The following is a 16,470-nucleotide window of genomic DNA, read 5'->3' as shown; positions in this document are numbered from 1 at the left end:
CCATGAGTGCCACTGCCTACTGCCTGCTGCGCCAAAGCGCCGGCGGCCGCCGCATCGCCGTCCAAGACGTCGGCTCCGCCGCCTGTTTCGTCCAGGCCCAGCCCGCGCCGGACACCCCGCTGCAGCCGGGCCAGGCCAGCGTCGTCGCCGTCAGCCAGCTGCGCCAGCCGCAGGCTGCCCCGCAACGCCCCCAATACGCAGTGAAAACCGCATAAAACCAAGCGCCGCGCACCGCGCGGCAAGAAACCAGAAATCAGGAGCACCCATGTTGAATTTCGAAGACACCCTCCCCACCCCGGCCGCCGCCCCCTCCTCCATGGACGCCCATGGCACCGGCCGCGTCAACGTGGTGGACAAGAAGGTGATCAACGGCACGACCGACGTCAACCAGCTGGTACCGTTCAAGCACAAATGGGCTTGGGAAAAGTACCTGGCGCAGTGCGCCAACCACTGGATGCCGCAGGAAGTGAACATGCAGCGCGACATCGAACAGTGGAAAACCGGCCAGCTGACCGAAGACGAAATGCGCATCGTCAAGCGCAACCTGGGTTTCTTCGTCACCGCCGACTCCCTGGCCGCCAACAACATCGTGCTGGGCACCTATCGCCAGATCACCAGCCCGGAATGCCGCCAGTTCCTGCTGCGCCAGGCCTTTGACGAAGCCATCCACACCCACGCCTACCAGTACATCGTGGAAAGCCTGGGCCTGGACGAAGGCGAAGTGTTCAACGCCTACCACGAGATCAAATCCATCCGCGACAAGGACGAATTCCTGATCCCGTTCATCGACGTGCTGTGCAACCCGGAATTCAAGACCGGCACCGTGGAAAACGACCAGAAGCTGCTCAAGTCCCTGATCGTGTTCGCCTGCATCATGGAAGGCCTGTTCTTCTACGTCGGCTTCGTGCAAATCCTGGCGTTGGGCCGCCAGAACAAGATGACCGGCGCCGCCGAGCAGTACCAGTACATCCTGCGCGACGAGTCCATGCACTGCAATTTCGGCATTGACCTGATCAACACCATCAAGCTGGAAAACCCGCTGCTGTGGACCGACAGCTTCAAGGCGGAAGTGACCGAGCTGTTCAAGCAAGCCGTGGAGCTGGAATACGCCTACGCCGAAGACACCATGCCGCGCGGCGTGCTGGGCCTGAACGCCAGCATGTTCAAGGAATACCTGCGCTTCATCGCCAACCGCCGCATGCAGCAGATTGGTCTGGATCAGCTGTTCCCGGGGGTGAACAACCCCTTCCCGTGGATGAGCGAGATGATCGACTTGAAGAAGGAGAAGAACTTCTTTGAGACTCGCGTCACCGAGTATCAGACTGGCGGGGCGTTGAGCTGGGATTAAACAAAAAGCCCACATAAGTGGGCTTTTTTTGAACATTGCAAAATGCCAATTGATTATTTTAAGGATGAGAATGAAGAAAAATCACTTCCAAATCATGCTGATTCTATGTTTTATTGCCTATATTGCATTTCCAAGAATTTTCAATTCTTTAATGAATGAATTTCCAATCAAATTCATTTCAACCACCATTGAAGTAAAAAAGCAATTGCATGATCAAAATCAAGTAACCATTGATAACATGGGGCAACTTGGCAGTTCGTTTGGCGGACTCAATACTTTTCTCACTGCAATTTCCCTATTCATTCTTGGCGTATCCTTAATATATCAAACATGGCAATATAGCGAACAACAAAAAGCCAATAACATAAGGGATGTGGAGAATAATTTCTTCAAATTGGTCGATCACATAAGAAATACAGTCCACTCTATTGACATAACCCAGCCGAATGGGAATAAATTCTACGGAAGTGAAGCCTTTTCTAAAATGGTCGATGCAATGCGACTAGTAGATAGAGAGATACGAAAGAAATCACCTTCTGGCTACAAAAGCAGCATTGAAAAAAAAATTACCGAATACCGGAAAAAAAATCAGCCATGCCAAGGCACCTATCGTTTACTAACAAGCCTGGACAAGGCATTAAAGAAATTAAAACTGGAGGATAGTCAAAGACAAAGCTTATTCATAAATTGCCATAAAATATCTTTTCTTACCGTATATTTTAAATATGAGCACGACCTCGCCCATTATTTCAGATTAATATATCGAACGATCTACTATATCGATTCAAAAGAAATTAATTACGAAATAAAACTAGAACTAATATCACTACTTCGAGCATCTCTTTCTGCCAGCGAATTGATATTATTCTTCTACAATGTGCTATCCCCTTCTGGGTTAAAGTTTGTAAAATTTGCAGAGAAGTATGCTTTTTTTGATAATTTGGATCCTGACGACCTAATGGCAAGTGATCACAAAAAACTCCTTCCAGAAGAAGCATTTTCAACTGATTTAGCCATGAAGAAATTTAATGAATTAAATAGCATTAAAAATAAAATATTAAACTACAGACACGATATGGGAGGTTAAAATTTTTAATTCATCGCATTGTCGAAATTTATCTGTAGAATTTCTACCGCGTACACCGGATATCGTTCATTGCGCATCTGCACCTGTCGCGTAGGGCGGAAGCCCCGGCCCTTTCGGGGCGTTCCGCCAAACATGCTAAGTGCTACCAAGCCCACGCAGCAAGCACGCAGATTCAGCTAGTGCCATTGAAAAGCGAAACTTCGCGGGTCTCGCCCCGCCGGCGAGGTTCTTTCTTTTGCTTCGCCAAAAGAAAGAACCCAAAGAAAAGGCGACCCGGGGCGCTTCGAAACCCCGTTCAAAATGACGCGCCCCAGGCGCTGCCGAACTCGCGCCGCGCTAACGTCGCGTCGCTCGAACAGGCGGCAGCTTAAAACCTGAGGCGCATCATTTTGAACGGCTCGCGCCACGGTATATCGGCGCATCACATTTAATCTAATCATTTTAGAAGTTCTACTATCGGAAAGGTGGCAACACCAAACCCTGACCATTCGATCAGCTCGTCCACCAGACGCCTATATCCGAGAAATAAAATCAAAAGCTGGTGCTCAACACACCTCCGTTAGCGGTGGCCCACGCCCGAAAGCCGTGGTTGTTCAACACGCCCTTGCATTGCATCCCACACGCGCGCTTGCGCTCGCAATGCTTGGTCGGGCAAAGCCGTTTGGAGACATCGCTATGGAGGCTCGTCTTGTCGTTTCTCTCTCCCCTCCCCTTATTCCCCCTCCCCGTCACTTGCCGCACGCCTGCTTACGACTACGCGCCGCGTATCGCTTTGCATTTTTGGCAACGCAGTTTACGCGTTTGCTTGGGGAGGTTCGGCCATGAATGCGGCTATCGATCAGCAGGTGAACACGCCGCTGCGACTGGATTTCGCCAAGGGTTTGGCCATGCGGGTGGTGCGGCGGCCGGAGGGGTTTTGGCTGGTGGCGGCGGAGGTGGCCGCGTGCATGAAGCTGGAGGTGAAGGATTTGCTGAAGGCGCTGGGCGAACCGCTGGGCCGGCCCTTGCGGCTGGGGGACGAGGCGGAGCCTGTGCTGGGCCTGTCCGAGGGCGAGCTGGACGAGGTGTTCCGCCGCATCAAGAAACCCGGCTCGCGGCGGCTGCGGCGCTGGTGGCTGGAGGAAACCCGCCCGGCCTTGCTGCATGAGGCCGGCGCGGCCAGCACGGCGGAAACCCTGCACATGGCGCTCGCCCTCGCCGCGGAGGCGGCGCAGCAGGTCAGCCGCGCGGTGATGGAGGCGGTGCTGCGCGAACCCGGCACCTGGCAGCATTCGCGCTGGGTGGTGGCGCTGGATTACGCGCCCAACAACAAGCAGCGCTGGCCGCACGGCAGGCTGATCGGCCTCAATAGCAACGTCTCCACGCTCAGCGCCATGGCGGAGCTGATCGCCCCGCCCGGCAAGATGCCCGCCACCAGCGCGGAGCTGCTCAAGCTGGCCACGGCTTGCCAGCTGCGCTTGGCGGAGCGGATTGACAAATTCGTCAGCTGACTGCGCATCGCAAAAAACACCGCTTCAGCATTGCGAAGCGGTGTTTTTGTTTCTTGCCGGAAGCCTGCGCAGCCGGCGGCGCAGCGATGGACGACACCGCTTTATTTTCATGGGTGTCGTTTACTGCTTGGGACGGCAAACACGCTCACTGCGCCCATTCGAGCACCGACATATCACACGAATAGCGGTTCTCAACATAGACCTAAATACCAGTAAAACAACGTCATTAACAGGCTAAGCTGTAAGCGCTGGAATCACTCCAGTTTATTCACTCTTAACAAGGAGTTACGCTCATGTCTTACGTAGTGAATATCTCGGCAGCAGCTCGCAACGACGACAACTGGCGCGCCTCGCTCCCTCCTGGCGCAGGCTGGAATGTGGTGGCTAACAAAAATGGCAGCGCCCAGGATTTCAACCAAGGTTCCGGTGGCAAGTTCATCTACATTTACTACCAAACCGCCGAAAGCGGAAAAGGCGTTTCCGCCATTCGCTTCATTACCGGCAAAGAAGCAGTCCCCCCGGCTGGTTGGCAAAAAATCAATGTTGATCTGAACGATGGCGCAGGCGGCCTTTATATTTATCTCTGCTTCCAAAACAGCGCAGAATCCGACTACATCGGCACCTTGCAATCCGGATACGGTGATTCAAAAGAAAGCGCGTTTAGCGACTTTGGCGAGTTTGCCGTAGTGATGGCTCAAGACATCAATCAGGGCGCAGGCGGCAAGTTCATCTATCTCGGCTACTACTACAACGGCTAAACCAGCCTTGGCCGGGAGCGCCCACTCCCGGCCGATTGATATGCAGGGTGGCCAAAGCAGGCAAACATCCCCGCCGGGTATTGGCTCAATAAAATGCCAATAGATTATTGACGCCATTTTTCAATCGCTAAACCTATCCAGAACCATCCGTTGGTACAGCAGGCTGCGGGAAACCAAATCCTAGAGTAAACATGGCCGCCTGTGCCTGAAATTTTCATACCAAAGGAAACTCAATGAGAACATCCTCTCGGTATCGCCACTGTTGGCCGATCCTCGCCTTGTCCCTGGCCGCGCCTGCCATTCAAGCCGCTACGCCCGCCCCAGGCGGCAGCTATACCCAGTCCTGTAGGGCGATTCAGGTGGTCGGCGATACGCTGCACGCCAGTTGCCAAACGCTGAAAGACACTTGGCAGAACACCTCCATGCCGGCGCTCAACGTCTGCCTGAACTCCATCACCCGCAATGGCGATATCGCCAATATCGACGGTAATCTGTTATGCATGCCGGACTTGCCCAAGGTGCATGGCGCGGCCAGTTTCCCGATGCCGGAAACTCAGTTGAACGAGTGGATTTACAGCAGCCGCAACAGCGAGCTGTATCGTCATAGCTGGGATATCTGGGCTGGGCTCAACCATGTGGTGGGCACGGTCAACAAGGTGCCGGTCCGAGCGTTTGAAACCTGGTCCACGCCCACGCTGATGCTCTACCAGATCAACAGCGGCAAGATGCTGCAAGCCAACGCCAGCACAGCCAAACATTCAACGGTGGGAGCCTTGCCGGCGCTGGAGCTGCAGCAGCCCCACCAATTCCTGAATATCACCCCTCGCTTGAAGGCAGCCGCGCCGGACCAAGCCAATGTAGGCGATACCAAGATCTTTGTTTCTGTTGCCTATAACCCACCGGCCGCCCAGCATGCCGTCAACAACAAGCTGTTCTTGCAAAAAACGCTGGATCAGTATGTGAAGAACGGCTACACCGAGGTACCTAACTTCCCCAGCAATGCCATCACCATCAAGCCTGTTTACAAGCATATTTCCGCGCAGAAGTACGCCAACAAGCTCTATGTGATGCCCGGCTGGCCAGGCACCCCAAGCCCGGCCAAAGCATTTCTGGAGCAGGACTGGGGGAGCTGCGTGTACATCAACATTAAAGGTTCGGGCCAGGGTGGCAACAGCATAGACCAAGGCTGCAAAGGGCCTAATACAAGCAATACCTTCTATCTGAACAATTTTATCCACCACCAGTTGACTGCCGAAGAAGCCAAGGTGGTGCAGAAACAGATCACTGGCAGAGAAGTAGTTTCCGGCGACTACATCATTTTGGTGGGCATGCATGTGACCACGCGCGAGATCAAGCGCTGGGCCTGGCAAACCTACTGGTGGTCGGCCAATTCCGACCAGCCCTACTTGCCCAGCAACGCGGAAATCGCGGCCTTCCGTAAACAAAGCCCGTTGGATCCAGCGGCCAATCACTATGCCATGGCCGTAGCCTATCAAATGGTGCAGCCTGCGCAGCCGATCACCGGTGGACAAAACACCGGTAGCTCGCTCATTGCCTACAACCCGCATCTGGAAGCAGGCTTCGATCCCGGTGTTTTTCAATCCTGCGCATCCGTGGGCGGGGCCTATGCCGCGCCATCCGACACCAACTGCAACAAGCCGGACCCCAGCATCAACCGCTATGGCGTGCAGAGCAATTGCATGACTTGCCATAATATGGCGATGTACAACCCTAAAACCAATTACAAAGACAAGGCAAATCGTCAAAAACCTTACGCTACGGACTTCTACATGAGCCTGCAGGACAAGGCTTTTGATGGCTCGCTCAAGCTGGATTTCGCCTGGTCCCTGCTGGGCTACATGCAGGATGACAGCAAATAGCCAGAACAAGGCGACACCAAAACAAAACGGGCGCAATTTGCGCCCGTTTTTTCATGCCGGCCAGGAAGCAAGGAAACACCCCAGATCTTGGTTCACCGACTTTCTTGTGATGCTTTTTGGCGAATCGATCAATCTTCCGGACATATATATAGGGCAGAACGGCCTCTCAGCACTGATAATTTTCATCAATACTTTCGCATTCCGAATAATCAAATAATGCACTTACCGCGCTAGGCTATATTGCAAAAGAAAAACATCAAAAACAATCTATCAACAAAAAACCATCGTCATGAATAAAAATGCTAGTCATCCATGGCATTTTCACAAAATAAAGCCATATTTATTTCGCAAATTTTCTTTAATCATTTCGTAAAGCAAGCTGCCGTTTTATTTGCAAAGAAGGCCTGGCTCGTGCAAATACATATAAATAGATCAGGACTCACCTGTACGACATGACAGGTTCTTATTCAATCGTCACGACGGTATCATTTTTCAAGCAGATGCTACTAACGAATGATAACTTTACTGCAACAATCCAATTAAAACCAAACCAGCAAGAAATAGCGATTTACTTTGCGCAAGGGGGAAATAAGTTGCAAAGCCATTCAACAATGACGGAAGCTATTTTGTCTGTTCTGAACGATTCGGACGCAAATAGTGATCAATGCATTTCCATAATGGAAGAAAGCGGCGAAGAGAAGCGAATCTCCCATTTCGAGCTGGCGCAACGCGCATTAGCCATGGCGGCAGGCTTGCGCGATATGGGCGCCGCTCGCGGCGATCTCGTCATACTGGCTCTGCCGGCATCCATCGATCATCTGCTGCTGCAAACCGGCTGCACCTTATTGGGCGCCCTTCCTTGCACCGTTCCACTGCCGGGACGGACGCAGGCTGACGCCTCGCGCTCTCAAATCCACATCGCCAGCCGCTTGTTTTCCCCCCGGCTGCTGATCGCCAAGCCAGCCCATGCCGAGGGCTTGCGGATTCAGTTAGCAGGCCAGCCCGTGCGGGTGATCACCACCGAAGAAGTGGAACAAGCGGCCGCTGCCGCCAACCCGCTTCAGCTATTTTATCCCTCGCCCGACGATGCCCATCATGTGCAGCTGACTTCTGGCTCGACCGGCCATCCGAAAGCGGCGGTATTGAGTCACCGCAACGTCGTCGATAACGTGCGCGGCATAGGCGGCGCAGTGGGCTATGACCCGGCACGCGGCGACGCCACCGCCTCCTGGCTCCCCTTGTATCATGACATGGGCCTGGTCACCTTACTCTCCAATCTGTACTACCAAGCTCCGCTCTTGCTGATGCAACCGGCTGGATTCATCCGCAACCCTCTGGGCTGGCTCAAGCGCATCGCCGCTTTCGGCGCCACCACCACAGCTACCCCAACCTTCGGCCTGCAATACTGCGTGCGCCGCTATCGCGCAGCCTCCATGGAAGGGGTCGATCTGAGCGGACTGCGCAATATTTTCATCGGCGCGGAGCGCGTCGATCAGGCTTGCCTCCTAGAATTCGCCCGCGTCTTCGAGCCGCATGGCTTGTCGCGCTCGGCCCTGCAGCCCTGTTACGGCATGGCGGAAACCACGCTGGCCGCGACCATGCACGATGCAACCATCCATTACGACCGCGAGGCTTTCTCGTATCTGATCGCGGACCGAATCGATTCCAATATGCTCACCCATTTCTCCACGGCCCATCCCGCCAACGAGCATACCCATGCCGCGGACACGATCCTGGCCATGGGCCAACCGATACCGGGCATGGAGCTGCGCGTGATCGCCTCATCGGGCAACGAAGCCATCGAGCGGCAGGTTGGCGAAATCCAGCTTCGCGGCAGCTCGCTGATGTCGCGCTATTTGCCGGCGGAGGGCCAAGAGGTGCCTTACCAGCCTGGCGAGTGGTTCGCCACCGGCGACCTCGGCTACCTGGCAGGCGGCCAACTATTCGTGCTGGGCCGGCAGAAGGAAATCATCATCATCCGCGGCAGCAACTATTTCCCGCACGAAATAGAAGACGCGCTGGCTTGTCATCCGCTGCTGGCCGCTGGCGGCGCGATTGCGGCCACCGGTATTTACGACGAGACCCAGGCTACTGAAAACCTGGTCGTGCTGATCGAGTTCGAACGCGAGGAGGCCAAGGACAAGTTGCGCGCCGAGCTACAGATCATGCTGCGAGAACGCTTTGGCTTTGGCGCGCATGCCATCGTCTTCGTCGCCAATGGCAGCTTGCCGCGCACCACTAGCGGCAAGCTGCAAAGGCTGAAGTGCCGGAACATTTACATCGAGCATGCCCTGCGCGACAGAGACGAAGAACCGGCAATAGCCTGACCGCGCGCCTCCTGCGCGCCCCTATTCCTCCTACACAACCGGACGGAAGCTCCATGCACACTCATTCCACTATCGTGGACGGCGCGCCCATGCCCGCCGCCCAAGCCCTCGGCTTGCCTGAACTGGCCGCCCAACCGGTGCTGCACCGGCTGCAATGCTACGGCGAGCTGCCTTCCGGCCTGGCCGCCATGCTGGCCCGCGCGTCGGCGCGGCTGCTGGATTCGGACATGTTGATTCGCCAGACCGCGCAGCCTTTCGCCGCGCCGGAGGCCAGCGCGCACGCGCCGATGCCGCTGGAACATCATGAACACGCGCTCAGCGAAAGCATACTCGGGCAGATCCGCCTTGAAGGACTGGCGCCGCACTACAAGCCCTTCATGCGCACCTTCGCCCGCATCCTGTTCTCGCTGTTCCTGACGCCGGATCAATACGACCGCGCCTGTGCCTGCATAGACAGCGGCAACAATCTGCGCTTCCTGATGAGCGACGCCGGAGGGCCGACGCTGGGCAGCTGGCGCACGGTGGCGGAGCCTAAAGACGACGGATTCAAGCTGCGCATCGACAAGGTATGGGGCATGTACGCCAATCTGGACGGCATGGCCATCATCGCGGCGCGCACGCCCGGCAGCTTCTTTCCCTCCGCCTTTTTGGTGTGGCCGGAGCAGTACGCCACGCTGCAGCGGAGCCTGTGCGGAGACAGCTTTCTGGACGGCGTGGTGCAGCTAGGCAATGTGCGCGGCGAAGTCAGCGTGGCCCCGGCAGACCGGCTGAAGGCAGGCGGCCCCGCCGCCCTGAACAAATACCTGACCACCGTGCGCCCTTTTCTGGTTCGCGCGCTGATGGCGCATGTGGAATGGCTGCACGACCAGGGCCGCTTGCGACTGGGGCCAGACGAGCGCGCAGCGCGCGATTTCATCGCCGACGCCGCCCGCGCCAAGACCCAGACCGGCACCTACGCCAACGAGGACGTGCATAAGGTGCTGGCGCTGAAGTTCGCGTCCAACGAGCTGCTGCTGCACCTGGTGGCCAGCGGCGCCGTTGAGCGCTACGCAGACCAGCGCGACCTGTTGGCCTTCACCAAGATGGAAGGCAGCTCATATCGCTGCTACCACGAGCTGCGCGCCGCCGCGCGGTTCGTCCAAAACTGATTCCCACCACTCTCTAAAAGGAGAAAACACCATGTCCGAAACCCTCAACACCCTGGAAACCCTGCGCAAGGAAACCGCGAAGATCCTGAACGTAGAGACCGTGGACACCAATGTCGGCCTGGGCGAACTGGGCATCGATTCGCTCAACGTCGTCGAGCTGATCGTGTTCTGCGAACAGCTGTACGGCTCCATCGACCCGGAGCAGCTGAACATCACCCAATACACCACGCTGGAACAGCTGGACACCCAGCTGCAAGAGCAGCAACAGACCGCCTGATCCGATGACGCCGACTCCGGGGAACGCCATGACCGAACCGCGCACGCAGCCGGCCTTTCAGGTCGCCGTCATCGCCTACCGCCAGACGGAAACGCCTTTCGTCGCGGCCGGGGCGTCCCTGGCCGAGGCCGCAGCGGAACTTGGACGCAGGGCCGGCGCGGAGGCCGCCCGCCACGCGGCCGACGGCGGCGTCGACGACTATGTCCTCACTTCCACCGTTCTCTCGCCATTCCTGACCGACGACACCGTCGAAGCGGAAGCATTCCGTCACGGCATGCGCAAGGGCTTTGGCCGCGAGCCTGACTGGATCACCAATGCTTACGAATGCACAGGCTGGGGCTACATCCTGCGCCACGCGTTGCGAAAGGCCAGGCTGAGCGGCCCGCGCCGGCTGCTGCTGCAGATCGTGGATGTGGACATCCATAACTTCGCTTTCTGGCGGCTCACCAGCCGCTGGGGACACTCCGGCTTCGGCATCGCCACGCTGCTGCTGGACATTTTCCCGGACGGCGACGATGAAGCCCTGCTGCTAGGCACCGCGCCGCAAACCCACGCGCTGACCATGATGGGACGGGCGCTGCGCCAGTTTACCGAGCCTCGCCCCGGCATGGCCGTGGCGCTGCCGTTTTTCCCGGAAGCCACGCGCCGCGCGCTGTTCAAGAGCTTCGACGCCGCTGCCGCTCACCCCGACCGCTATTCGCGTTTCGGCCATGCCTTCGGCAGCGACCCATGGCTGTCGATGCTGGCCGAGATCGAAGCCGGCGCCGACTACGCAGGCGGACGCTGCGTGCTGGCCTCGCTGGCGCTGAACGGCTATTTCGCCATCGCGGAGCTGGCTTTCGCGCCGGATCTGCGCCACGCGCTGGAGGCCGCATGACGCCGAGACAAACGCTGGCGCTGCGCCTGACCCGCAATCCAGACCATAGCCGCGTCCAGCCTTGCGCCAGCATCAACCTGCCGCTGTTGGAGGAGCAGGACTACGCCCGCCGCCAGGCCCATAGCCACGACAATGCCGCGCCAGTCCTCGTCAACCATCGCCAGTACTACGCGCTGCTGGAACGGCTGGTCCGCCAGTCCTGGTCGGCGCTGGGCGAGGACTGCCGCGTCTTCGTTCAGCTGCGCCAGCCGGCCAAGGACTTGGCGCTGCCGGCCGCGCTGTTCGACCCCCGCGTCCTGCTGGGAGCTGGCCTCCGGCGCGAAGCCGAATGTTGCGCCGGACTGAGTCCGGCGCCCGTGGCCTGGATCGCCGCCGAGCGCATACGCCGCGATTTGCTGGACAGCGGCGACAACATCCTGCGTCTCGCTTTCTGGAATACCCCCCAATCGGCCCCGGCCGCCCTACTGCTGCCCGCGCTGGATGCGATGGCGCCGCAAGTTACCGATACGGCCGAGCACGGCCAGACCGCAACGCGATAGAGGAATCGATATGCAAGCCACGCTAGAACCGCCCAAGGACCCGACTCAGCCATACAAGTGGAACTTCGCGCTGGATGCCTTCATGTCGGAAAGCTACGACTTCGGCGATGACAGCCTGAACGCCATCTACCAAAAGGCCAAGGCCAACCAGTGGGACGTCAATACCGACCTGGACTGGAGCTGCGAGCTGAACGCGGACAATCCGCTGGGCATGCCGGACGGCACGCTGCTGATCTACGGCACGGATGTCTGGAACAAGCTGGACGCCAAGGGCCGCGCCGAAGTGCGCCACCACTCGCAAGGCTGGACCATGTCGCAGGTACTGCACGGCGAGCAGGCCGCGCTGATCTGCGCCTCCAAACTGGCCGTGGCCGAGGAAAGCCTGTCGGCCCGCTTATGCGCGGCCGGCCAGATCATGGACGAAGCCCGCCACATCGAGGCTTTCGGCCGACTGGTCAACGACAAGCTGCCCATCCGCTACCCGATGAGCCAATCGCTGAAGAGCCTGCTGGGCGACACCATCACCAGCAAGGAGCTGGACATCACCAACCTGGGGATGCAGGTGCTGGTGGAAGGCATCGCGCTGTCGCTGTTCCAGAGCATCGTCGCCTATACCCAAGACCCGTTCATCCGCGACATGGTCACCCGCATCCAGCGCGACGAGGCCCGCCACTTCGCCATCGGCCGCATCACGCTGTGCCGCGTCTATCAGGACATGACCGCCACCGAGCGCAAGGAGCGCGAAGAGTTTGTCGCAGAAGGCGCCCACACGCTGCACGAACACCTGTGCGCGGACGATATTTGGGAGCCCATGGGCCTGTCGAAGAAAGAATGCGGACACCTGGTGCGCAACTCGCCGGTCACCAGCTCCATGCGTCGCTCCATCTTCCGCCGCCTGGTGCCCACCATACGCGAAATGGGCCTGCTCAGCCCGCGGGTGCAACGCGTGTTCGAACAGTTGCAGGTGATGGATTACGCCGCCATGCCGCTACCGGCCTGACCCGCCAGACGAGGAAATCCAGCATGATCAGCAATGCTAGCAAACCTGCCGCGCATGCCCCCGCCTGGATAGGCATCGAGGCCGCCGCCTACCACTTTCCAGGCGAGCTGCAGGACATCGAGGCCTGGGCTCTGCGGCACAACCTGCCGGAAGCCCGCGTGCAGGCCATCATCCGCTCCGGCTGCCGCCACTTCCACGCCGCGCCGGACATGGACGAGGTGGAACTGGCCTGCCGGGCGGCGGCGCGGCTGTTCGACGAGCATGGCCTGCACCCATCCGACATCGGCGCGGTGATCCATGTGCACACCCAATTATTCAGCGTGCCGGCGGCTCCGCGCAGCCTGCCGCTGGAACTGGTGTCCCGCTTTGGCATCCGCCCTTTCTGGGCGGGCTCAGTCAATCAGCTTAACTGCTCGTCCAACGCCGCCGCCATCGGCCTGGCTGAAACCTTGATGGCCAGTCACGCCGGGCTGCACCATGTCCTCATCGTATCGGCTGACCGCGTCTATGGCGAACGCTTCCGCCTGCGCCAGATGTCGGGCATCCAGAGCGACGGCGCCGCCTGCCTGCTGGTCAGCCGCAACTGCAGCCGCAACCGCATCGGCGCGCTGGCCCTACGCAACTATGGCAAGTGGCACCAGGGTTCGGACACCAACGCGGCGGTGGAGCGCGAGATGATCAATCTGGAGTGGCACTATACCCGCAAGGTCATGCAACAGGCGGTTGCCGACAGCGGCGTGCCGCTGCAGGACTACGGCTGCCTGCTGCCGCACAACTCCGACCACAAGGGCTGGAAGTCCATCTGCAACGCGATGGGGATTCCGCAAGACATCCTGCGCGCGGACAACATCCTGCAAAAAGGGCATGCCTGCTGTTCCGACCTGGCGGTGAATCTGGCGGACATCGGCTTGGCCGAGGTGGATGCCGGCCGCCATCTGATCAGCGTAACCCAGTCCAACAGCGGCGCCTTCTCCGCCCTCACCCTGCACCCGGTGGATCGCCATGACGCGCATTGACCCCCTTTCTATTCCGCTGCCGGAAGACGACTCCGCCCTGCAATGGCTGTGGGAAGTGAAGACGCCCGGCTATGTATTCGATCCCGCCATCGTCCTGGCGCGCTTCCAACGGCTGCGCGCATGGCTGGATAGCCGGCTGATCGTCTCGCTGAAAGCCAATTCCAACCTGGAGCTGCTGATCCGCTGCGGCCACGGCTTTGTCGATGGCGTGGAGCTGGCCAGCCTGGGCGAGCTCGATCTCGCCGTCGGCCGCATATCCGCCGTCAAGTACGTCAACAACCCGTCCATGGACGAGACCTTCATGCGCGCCGCGCTGGCTTCGCGTTGCGTCTTCATCATTGACAGCCTGTGCCAGGCCGAGCGGCTGACCGCCGTGCTGGGCAAGCAGCATGCGCCGCAGACCATCTTGCGGCTGAACGCGGCCGAACTGACGCCGGGCAAACGCCGGGAAGCGGCCGACCACTTCGGCATGGCCCCGCGCGAAGCCATGCTGGCCGCTGCGGCGCTTACGCGCGCAGACGTGCCGGTGATCGGCCTGCACAGTTTTGCGGGTTCGCACCAGTTCCGCGTGGATGAAAGCGGCGGAGATTCGGCCGACCTCGCTCACGCGCTGGCCGCCTTCGCCGCCGACATCGCCCGCGCTACCGGCGCACCGATGGAAATGCTCAACTGCGGCGGCGGCTTTGGCGAGCGTTTTCATGAAAACGAAGACCTGTTCGCCGCCTACCGGCAACGGCTGGCGCCGCTGCGCCAGACCTTCCAGCTGGCGCACGAGTCCGGCCGCGGCATCTTTGCCGGCGCCGGACTGTTCGCCACCCGGATACGGGCGGTAAAAACGCTGGACGGCCACTGCGTGGCCGTATGCGACGGCGGACTCAGCCACAACTTCCTGCTGGCGCGCACCGAGTCGGCAATCAAGAAATACGCCCGCCCGCGCCTGCTGCGCCGCCAACCCGCCACCGATGGCGCGCCCATGCTGCCGGTGAAATACGTCGGCAGCACCTGCAGCCGAGCGGACGTCATCGGCTGGCAGCCGGCCCCCGTCGCCGCGCCGTCTGTCGGCGACATGGTGATTTTTGAACAATGCGGCGCCTACCACCCTAGCTACAGCGTCAGCGGCTTTCTGTCGCTGGGCGCGGCCGGCGCCTTCATCCATCAGTCGGGAGAGTCCTCATGAATCGCGCCCGCATCAGCCTCTACCACCTGCTGCAACTGAGCGCGCTGCGCCACGGCGAACGCCCCGCTTTCGCCCAGAACGCCATCCGCGCCACTTACACCCAGCTGCTGAGCGACACAAGCCTCCACGCCGCTCGGCTCGCCGCCGCCGACATCCAGCCGGGCGACCGGGTCGCCATATATGCCGGCAAGCAATATGACAGCGTAGCCATGATGCTGGCGGTCAACGCCCGCGGCGCCATTCTGGTGCCGGTCAACCCGCAACTGAAGCCTGCCCAGCTGCGCCACATTCTTACTGACAGCGGCGCCCGGCTTCTGATCAGCACCGGCGCCAGGCTGAAACGGCTGGGCGAAGCGCTGGATGGGCTGCCGCTGGATGCCTGGCAGCTGGAAGCGTTGCCCGACACCATCCTGGATGCCCCCGCGCCGGAGGTGACGGATAACGACCCGGCCGCCATCCTCTATACCTCCGGTTCTACCGGCCGGCCCAAGGGCGTGGTGCTGTCGCAGCGCAATCTGGTGTCCGGCGCCGACAGCGTATCGGCCTACCTGGGCCTGGATGAGCGCGATGTGATCCTCGGCATTCTGCCGCTGAGCTTCGATGCCGGCCTCAGCCAGCTGACCACCGCGCTGGCGAGCGCCGCCTGCTACGCCCCGCTGGACTTCCTGCAGGCAAGCGAAGTGCCGGCCTTCTGCGAAAGCCATGGCGTCACCACCATCACTGGGGTGCCGCCGCTGTGGATGCAGCTGATGGCCGCCAGCTGGCCGCCGGCCACCGGCGCGCGCGTACGCCGCTTCGCCAACACCGGCGGCCACATGCCCGGTCCGCTGCTGGACAAGCTGCGGCTGGCCTTTCCGCAGGCCAGGCCTTATTTGATGTACGGCCTGACCGAGGCCTTCCGCTCCACCTATCTGCAACCGGAAGACGCCGCCGCCCGCCCCGGCTCCATCGGCAAGGCGGTGCCCAATGCCGACATCCGCGTGCTGCGGCCTGATGGCAGCGAATGCGCGCCGGGCGAGCCGGGCGAGCTGGTGCACCGCGGCGCCTTCGTCACGCTGGGCTACTGGAACGACCCGGAACTGACCGCCCACCGTTTTCGGCCTTGGCCGGGCGTGCATGGCCAGATTCCGCGGCAGGAAACCGCCGTGTGGTCCGGCGACATCGTCTACCGCGACGACGAGGGCTATCTGTACTTCGTGGCGCGCGGCGACGACATGATCAAGACCTCCGGCTATCGCGTCAGTCCCACTGAGGTAGAGGAAATCCTGTTCGCCTTGGACGGCGTCCATGAAGCCGCCGCCTACGGCGTGCCGCACCCCATGCTGGGCGAGGCGGTGGTGGTCAGCCTGCACGGCGCGGCCGGCGTAGCCGAGGGCGAGTTGATCCGGCTATGCCGAGAGCGCTTGCCCGGCTATATGGTGCCGCATCATCTGTCCTTCCATTCAGAGCCGCTGCCGCGCAACCCCAACGGCAAGATAGACCGCAAGCAACTGAAGCAGCAGTTCTCCGGCCTGTTCGCCTCTCCTTCCACCATAAAAGGGTGACG

General features: G+C 59.8%; 15 protein-coding genes. All 15 read left to right on the top strand.

Annotated features, from left to right (window positions below; genetic code table 11):
• Positions 1–2 precede the first annotated feature (2 nt).
• The 15 genes from C2134_RS19075 to C2134_RS19005 all read left to right on the top strand — a co-directional run bounded on the left by C2134_RS19075 (position 3) and on the right by C2134_RS19005 (position 16,468).
• Positions 3–215, top strand: coding sequence for a hypothetical protein (locus tag C2134_RS19075; protein ID WP_103321666.1), 213 nt, complete (start codon positions 3–5; stop codon positions 213–215).
• 50 nt (positions 216–265) lie between these two features.
• Complete coding sequence (locus C2134_RS19070; protein WP_103321665.1) at positions 266–1,348, top strand: ribonucleotide-diphosphate reductase subunit beta; 1,083 nt, start codon at positions 266–268, stop codon at positions 1,346–1,348.
• A gap of 70 nt (positions 1,349–1,418) precedes the next feature.
• Entirely contained in the window at positions 1,419–2,435 is a 1,017-nt protein-coding gene (locus C2134_RS19065) for a putative phage abortive infection protein (protein WP_158248826.1), read from the top strand.
• Between the two features lie 821 nt (positions 2,436–3,256).
• Positions 3,257–3,925: a hypothetical protein gene (locus tag C2134_RS19060; RefSeq protein WP_103321663.1), complete on the top strand. Its 669-nt coding sequence runs from the start codon at positions 3,257–3,259 to the stop codon at positions 3,923–3,925.
• Between the two features lie 293 nt (positions 3,926–4,218).
• Positions 4,219–4,683: a hypothetical protein gene (locus C2134_RS19055; RefSeq protein WP_103321662.1), complete on the top strand. Its 465-nt coding sequence runs from the start codon at positions 4,219–4,221 to the stop codon at positions 4,681–4,683.
• A gap of 500 nt (positions 4,684–5,183) precedes the next feature.
• Entirely contained in the window at positions 5,184–6,563 is a 1,380-nt protein-coding gene (locus C2134_RS19050; RefSeq protein ID WP_146042222.1) for a hypothetical protein, read from the top strand.
• Between the two features lie 452 nt (positions 6,564–7,015).
• Positions 7,016–8,890 carry an AMP-binding protein gene (locus C2134_RS19045; RefSeq protein ID WP_199179997.1) on the top strand — a complete coding sequence of 625 codons (1,875 nt, stop codon included), beginning with the start codon at positions 7,016–7,018 and terminating at the stop codon, positions 8,888–8,890.
• A 53-nt stretch (positions 8,891–8,943) separates the two neighbouring features.
• A complete protein-coding gene (locus tag C2134_RS19040) occupies positions 8,944–10,038 on the top strand; it encodes a hypothetical protein (RefSeq protein ID WP_103321659.1) in 1,095 nt (364 codons plus the stop codon).
• Between the two features lie 31 nt (positions 10,039–10,069).
• On the top strand, positions 10,070–10,315 hold the full coding sequence (locus C2134_RS19035; protein ID WP_103321658.1) for an acyl carrier protein: 246 nt from the start codon (positions 10,070–10,072) through the stop codon (positions 10,313–10,315).
• Between the two features lie 28 nt (positions 10,316–10,343).
• Positions 10,344–11,192 (top strand): hypothetical protein, encoded by an 849-nt coding sequence (locus tag C2134_RS21775; RefSeq protein ID WP_199179996.1) that lies wholly within the window; start codon positions 10,344–10,346, stop codon positions 11,190–11,192.
• The gene (locus C2134_RS19025) at positions 11,189–11,731 is read left to right on the top strand and encodes a hypothetical protein (protein WP_103321657.1); all 543 of its coding nucleotides are present in this window, start codon (positions 11,189–11,191) and stop codon (positions 11,729–11,731) included. Before C2134_RS21775 ends, C2134_RS19025 begins: the two co-directional genes overlap by 4 nt.
• A 10-nt stretch (positions 11,732–11,741) precedes the next feature.
• On the top strand, positions 11,742–12,731 hold the full coding sequence (locus C2134_RS19020; RefSeq protein ID WP_103321656.1) for a ferritin-like domain-containing protein: 990 nt from the start codon (positions 11,742–11,744) through the stop codon (positions 12,729–12,731).
• 23 nt (positions 12,732–12,754) lie between these two features.
• A complete protein-coding gene (locus tag C2134_RS19015; protein WP_103321655.1) occupies positions 12,755–13,747 on the top strand; it encodes a beta-ketoacyl-[acyl-carrier-protein] synthase family protein in 993 nt (330 codons plus the stop codon).
• A complete protein-coding gene (locus C2134_RS19010; protein ID WP_103321654.1) occupies positions 13,734–14,924 on the top strand; it encodes a type III PLP-dependent enzyme domain-containing protein in 1,191 nt (396 codons plus the stop codon). The genes C2134_RS19015 and C2134_RS19010 overlap by 14 nt, the downstream gene beginning before the upstream one ends.
• Positions 14,921–16,468 (top strand): acyl-CoA ligase (AMP-forming), exosortase A system-associated, encoded by a 1,548-nt coding sequence (locus tag C2134_RS19005; RefSeq protein WP_103321653.1) that lies wholly within the window; start codon positions 14,921–14,923, stop codon positions 16,466–16,468. The genes C2134_RS19010 and C2134_RS19005 overlap by 4 nt, the downstream gene beginning before the upstream one ends.
• Positions 16,469–16,470 lie beyond the last annotated feature (2 nt).

The organism is Chromobacterium sinusclupearum, from assembly GCF_002902845.1.
GTDB classification, from domain to species: Bacteria; Pseudomonadota; Gammaproteobacteria; order Burkholderiales; family Chromobacteriaceae; genus Chromobacterium; species Chromobacterium sinusclupearum.
Note: the sequence above shows the minus strand (reverse complement) of the source record. Positions and strands in the feature narration are given on the sequence as shown.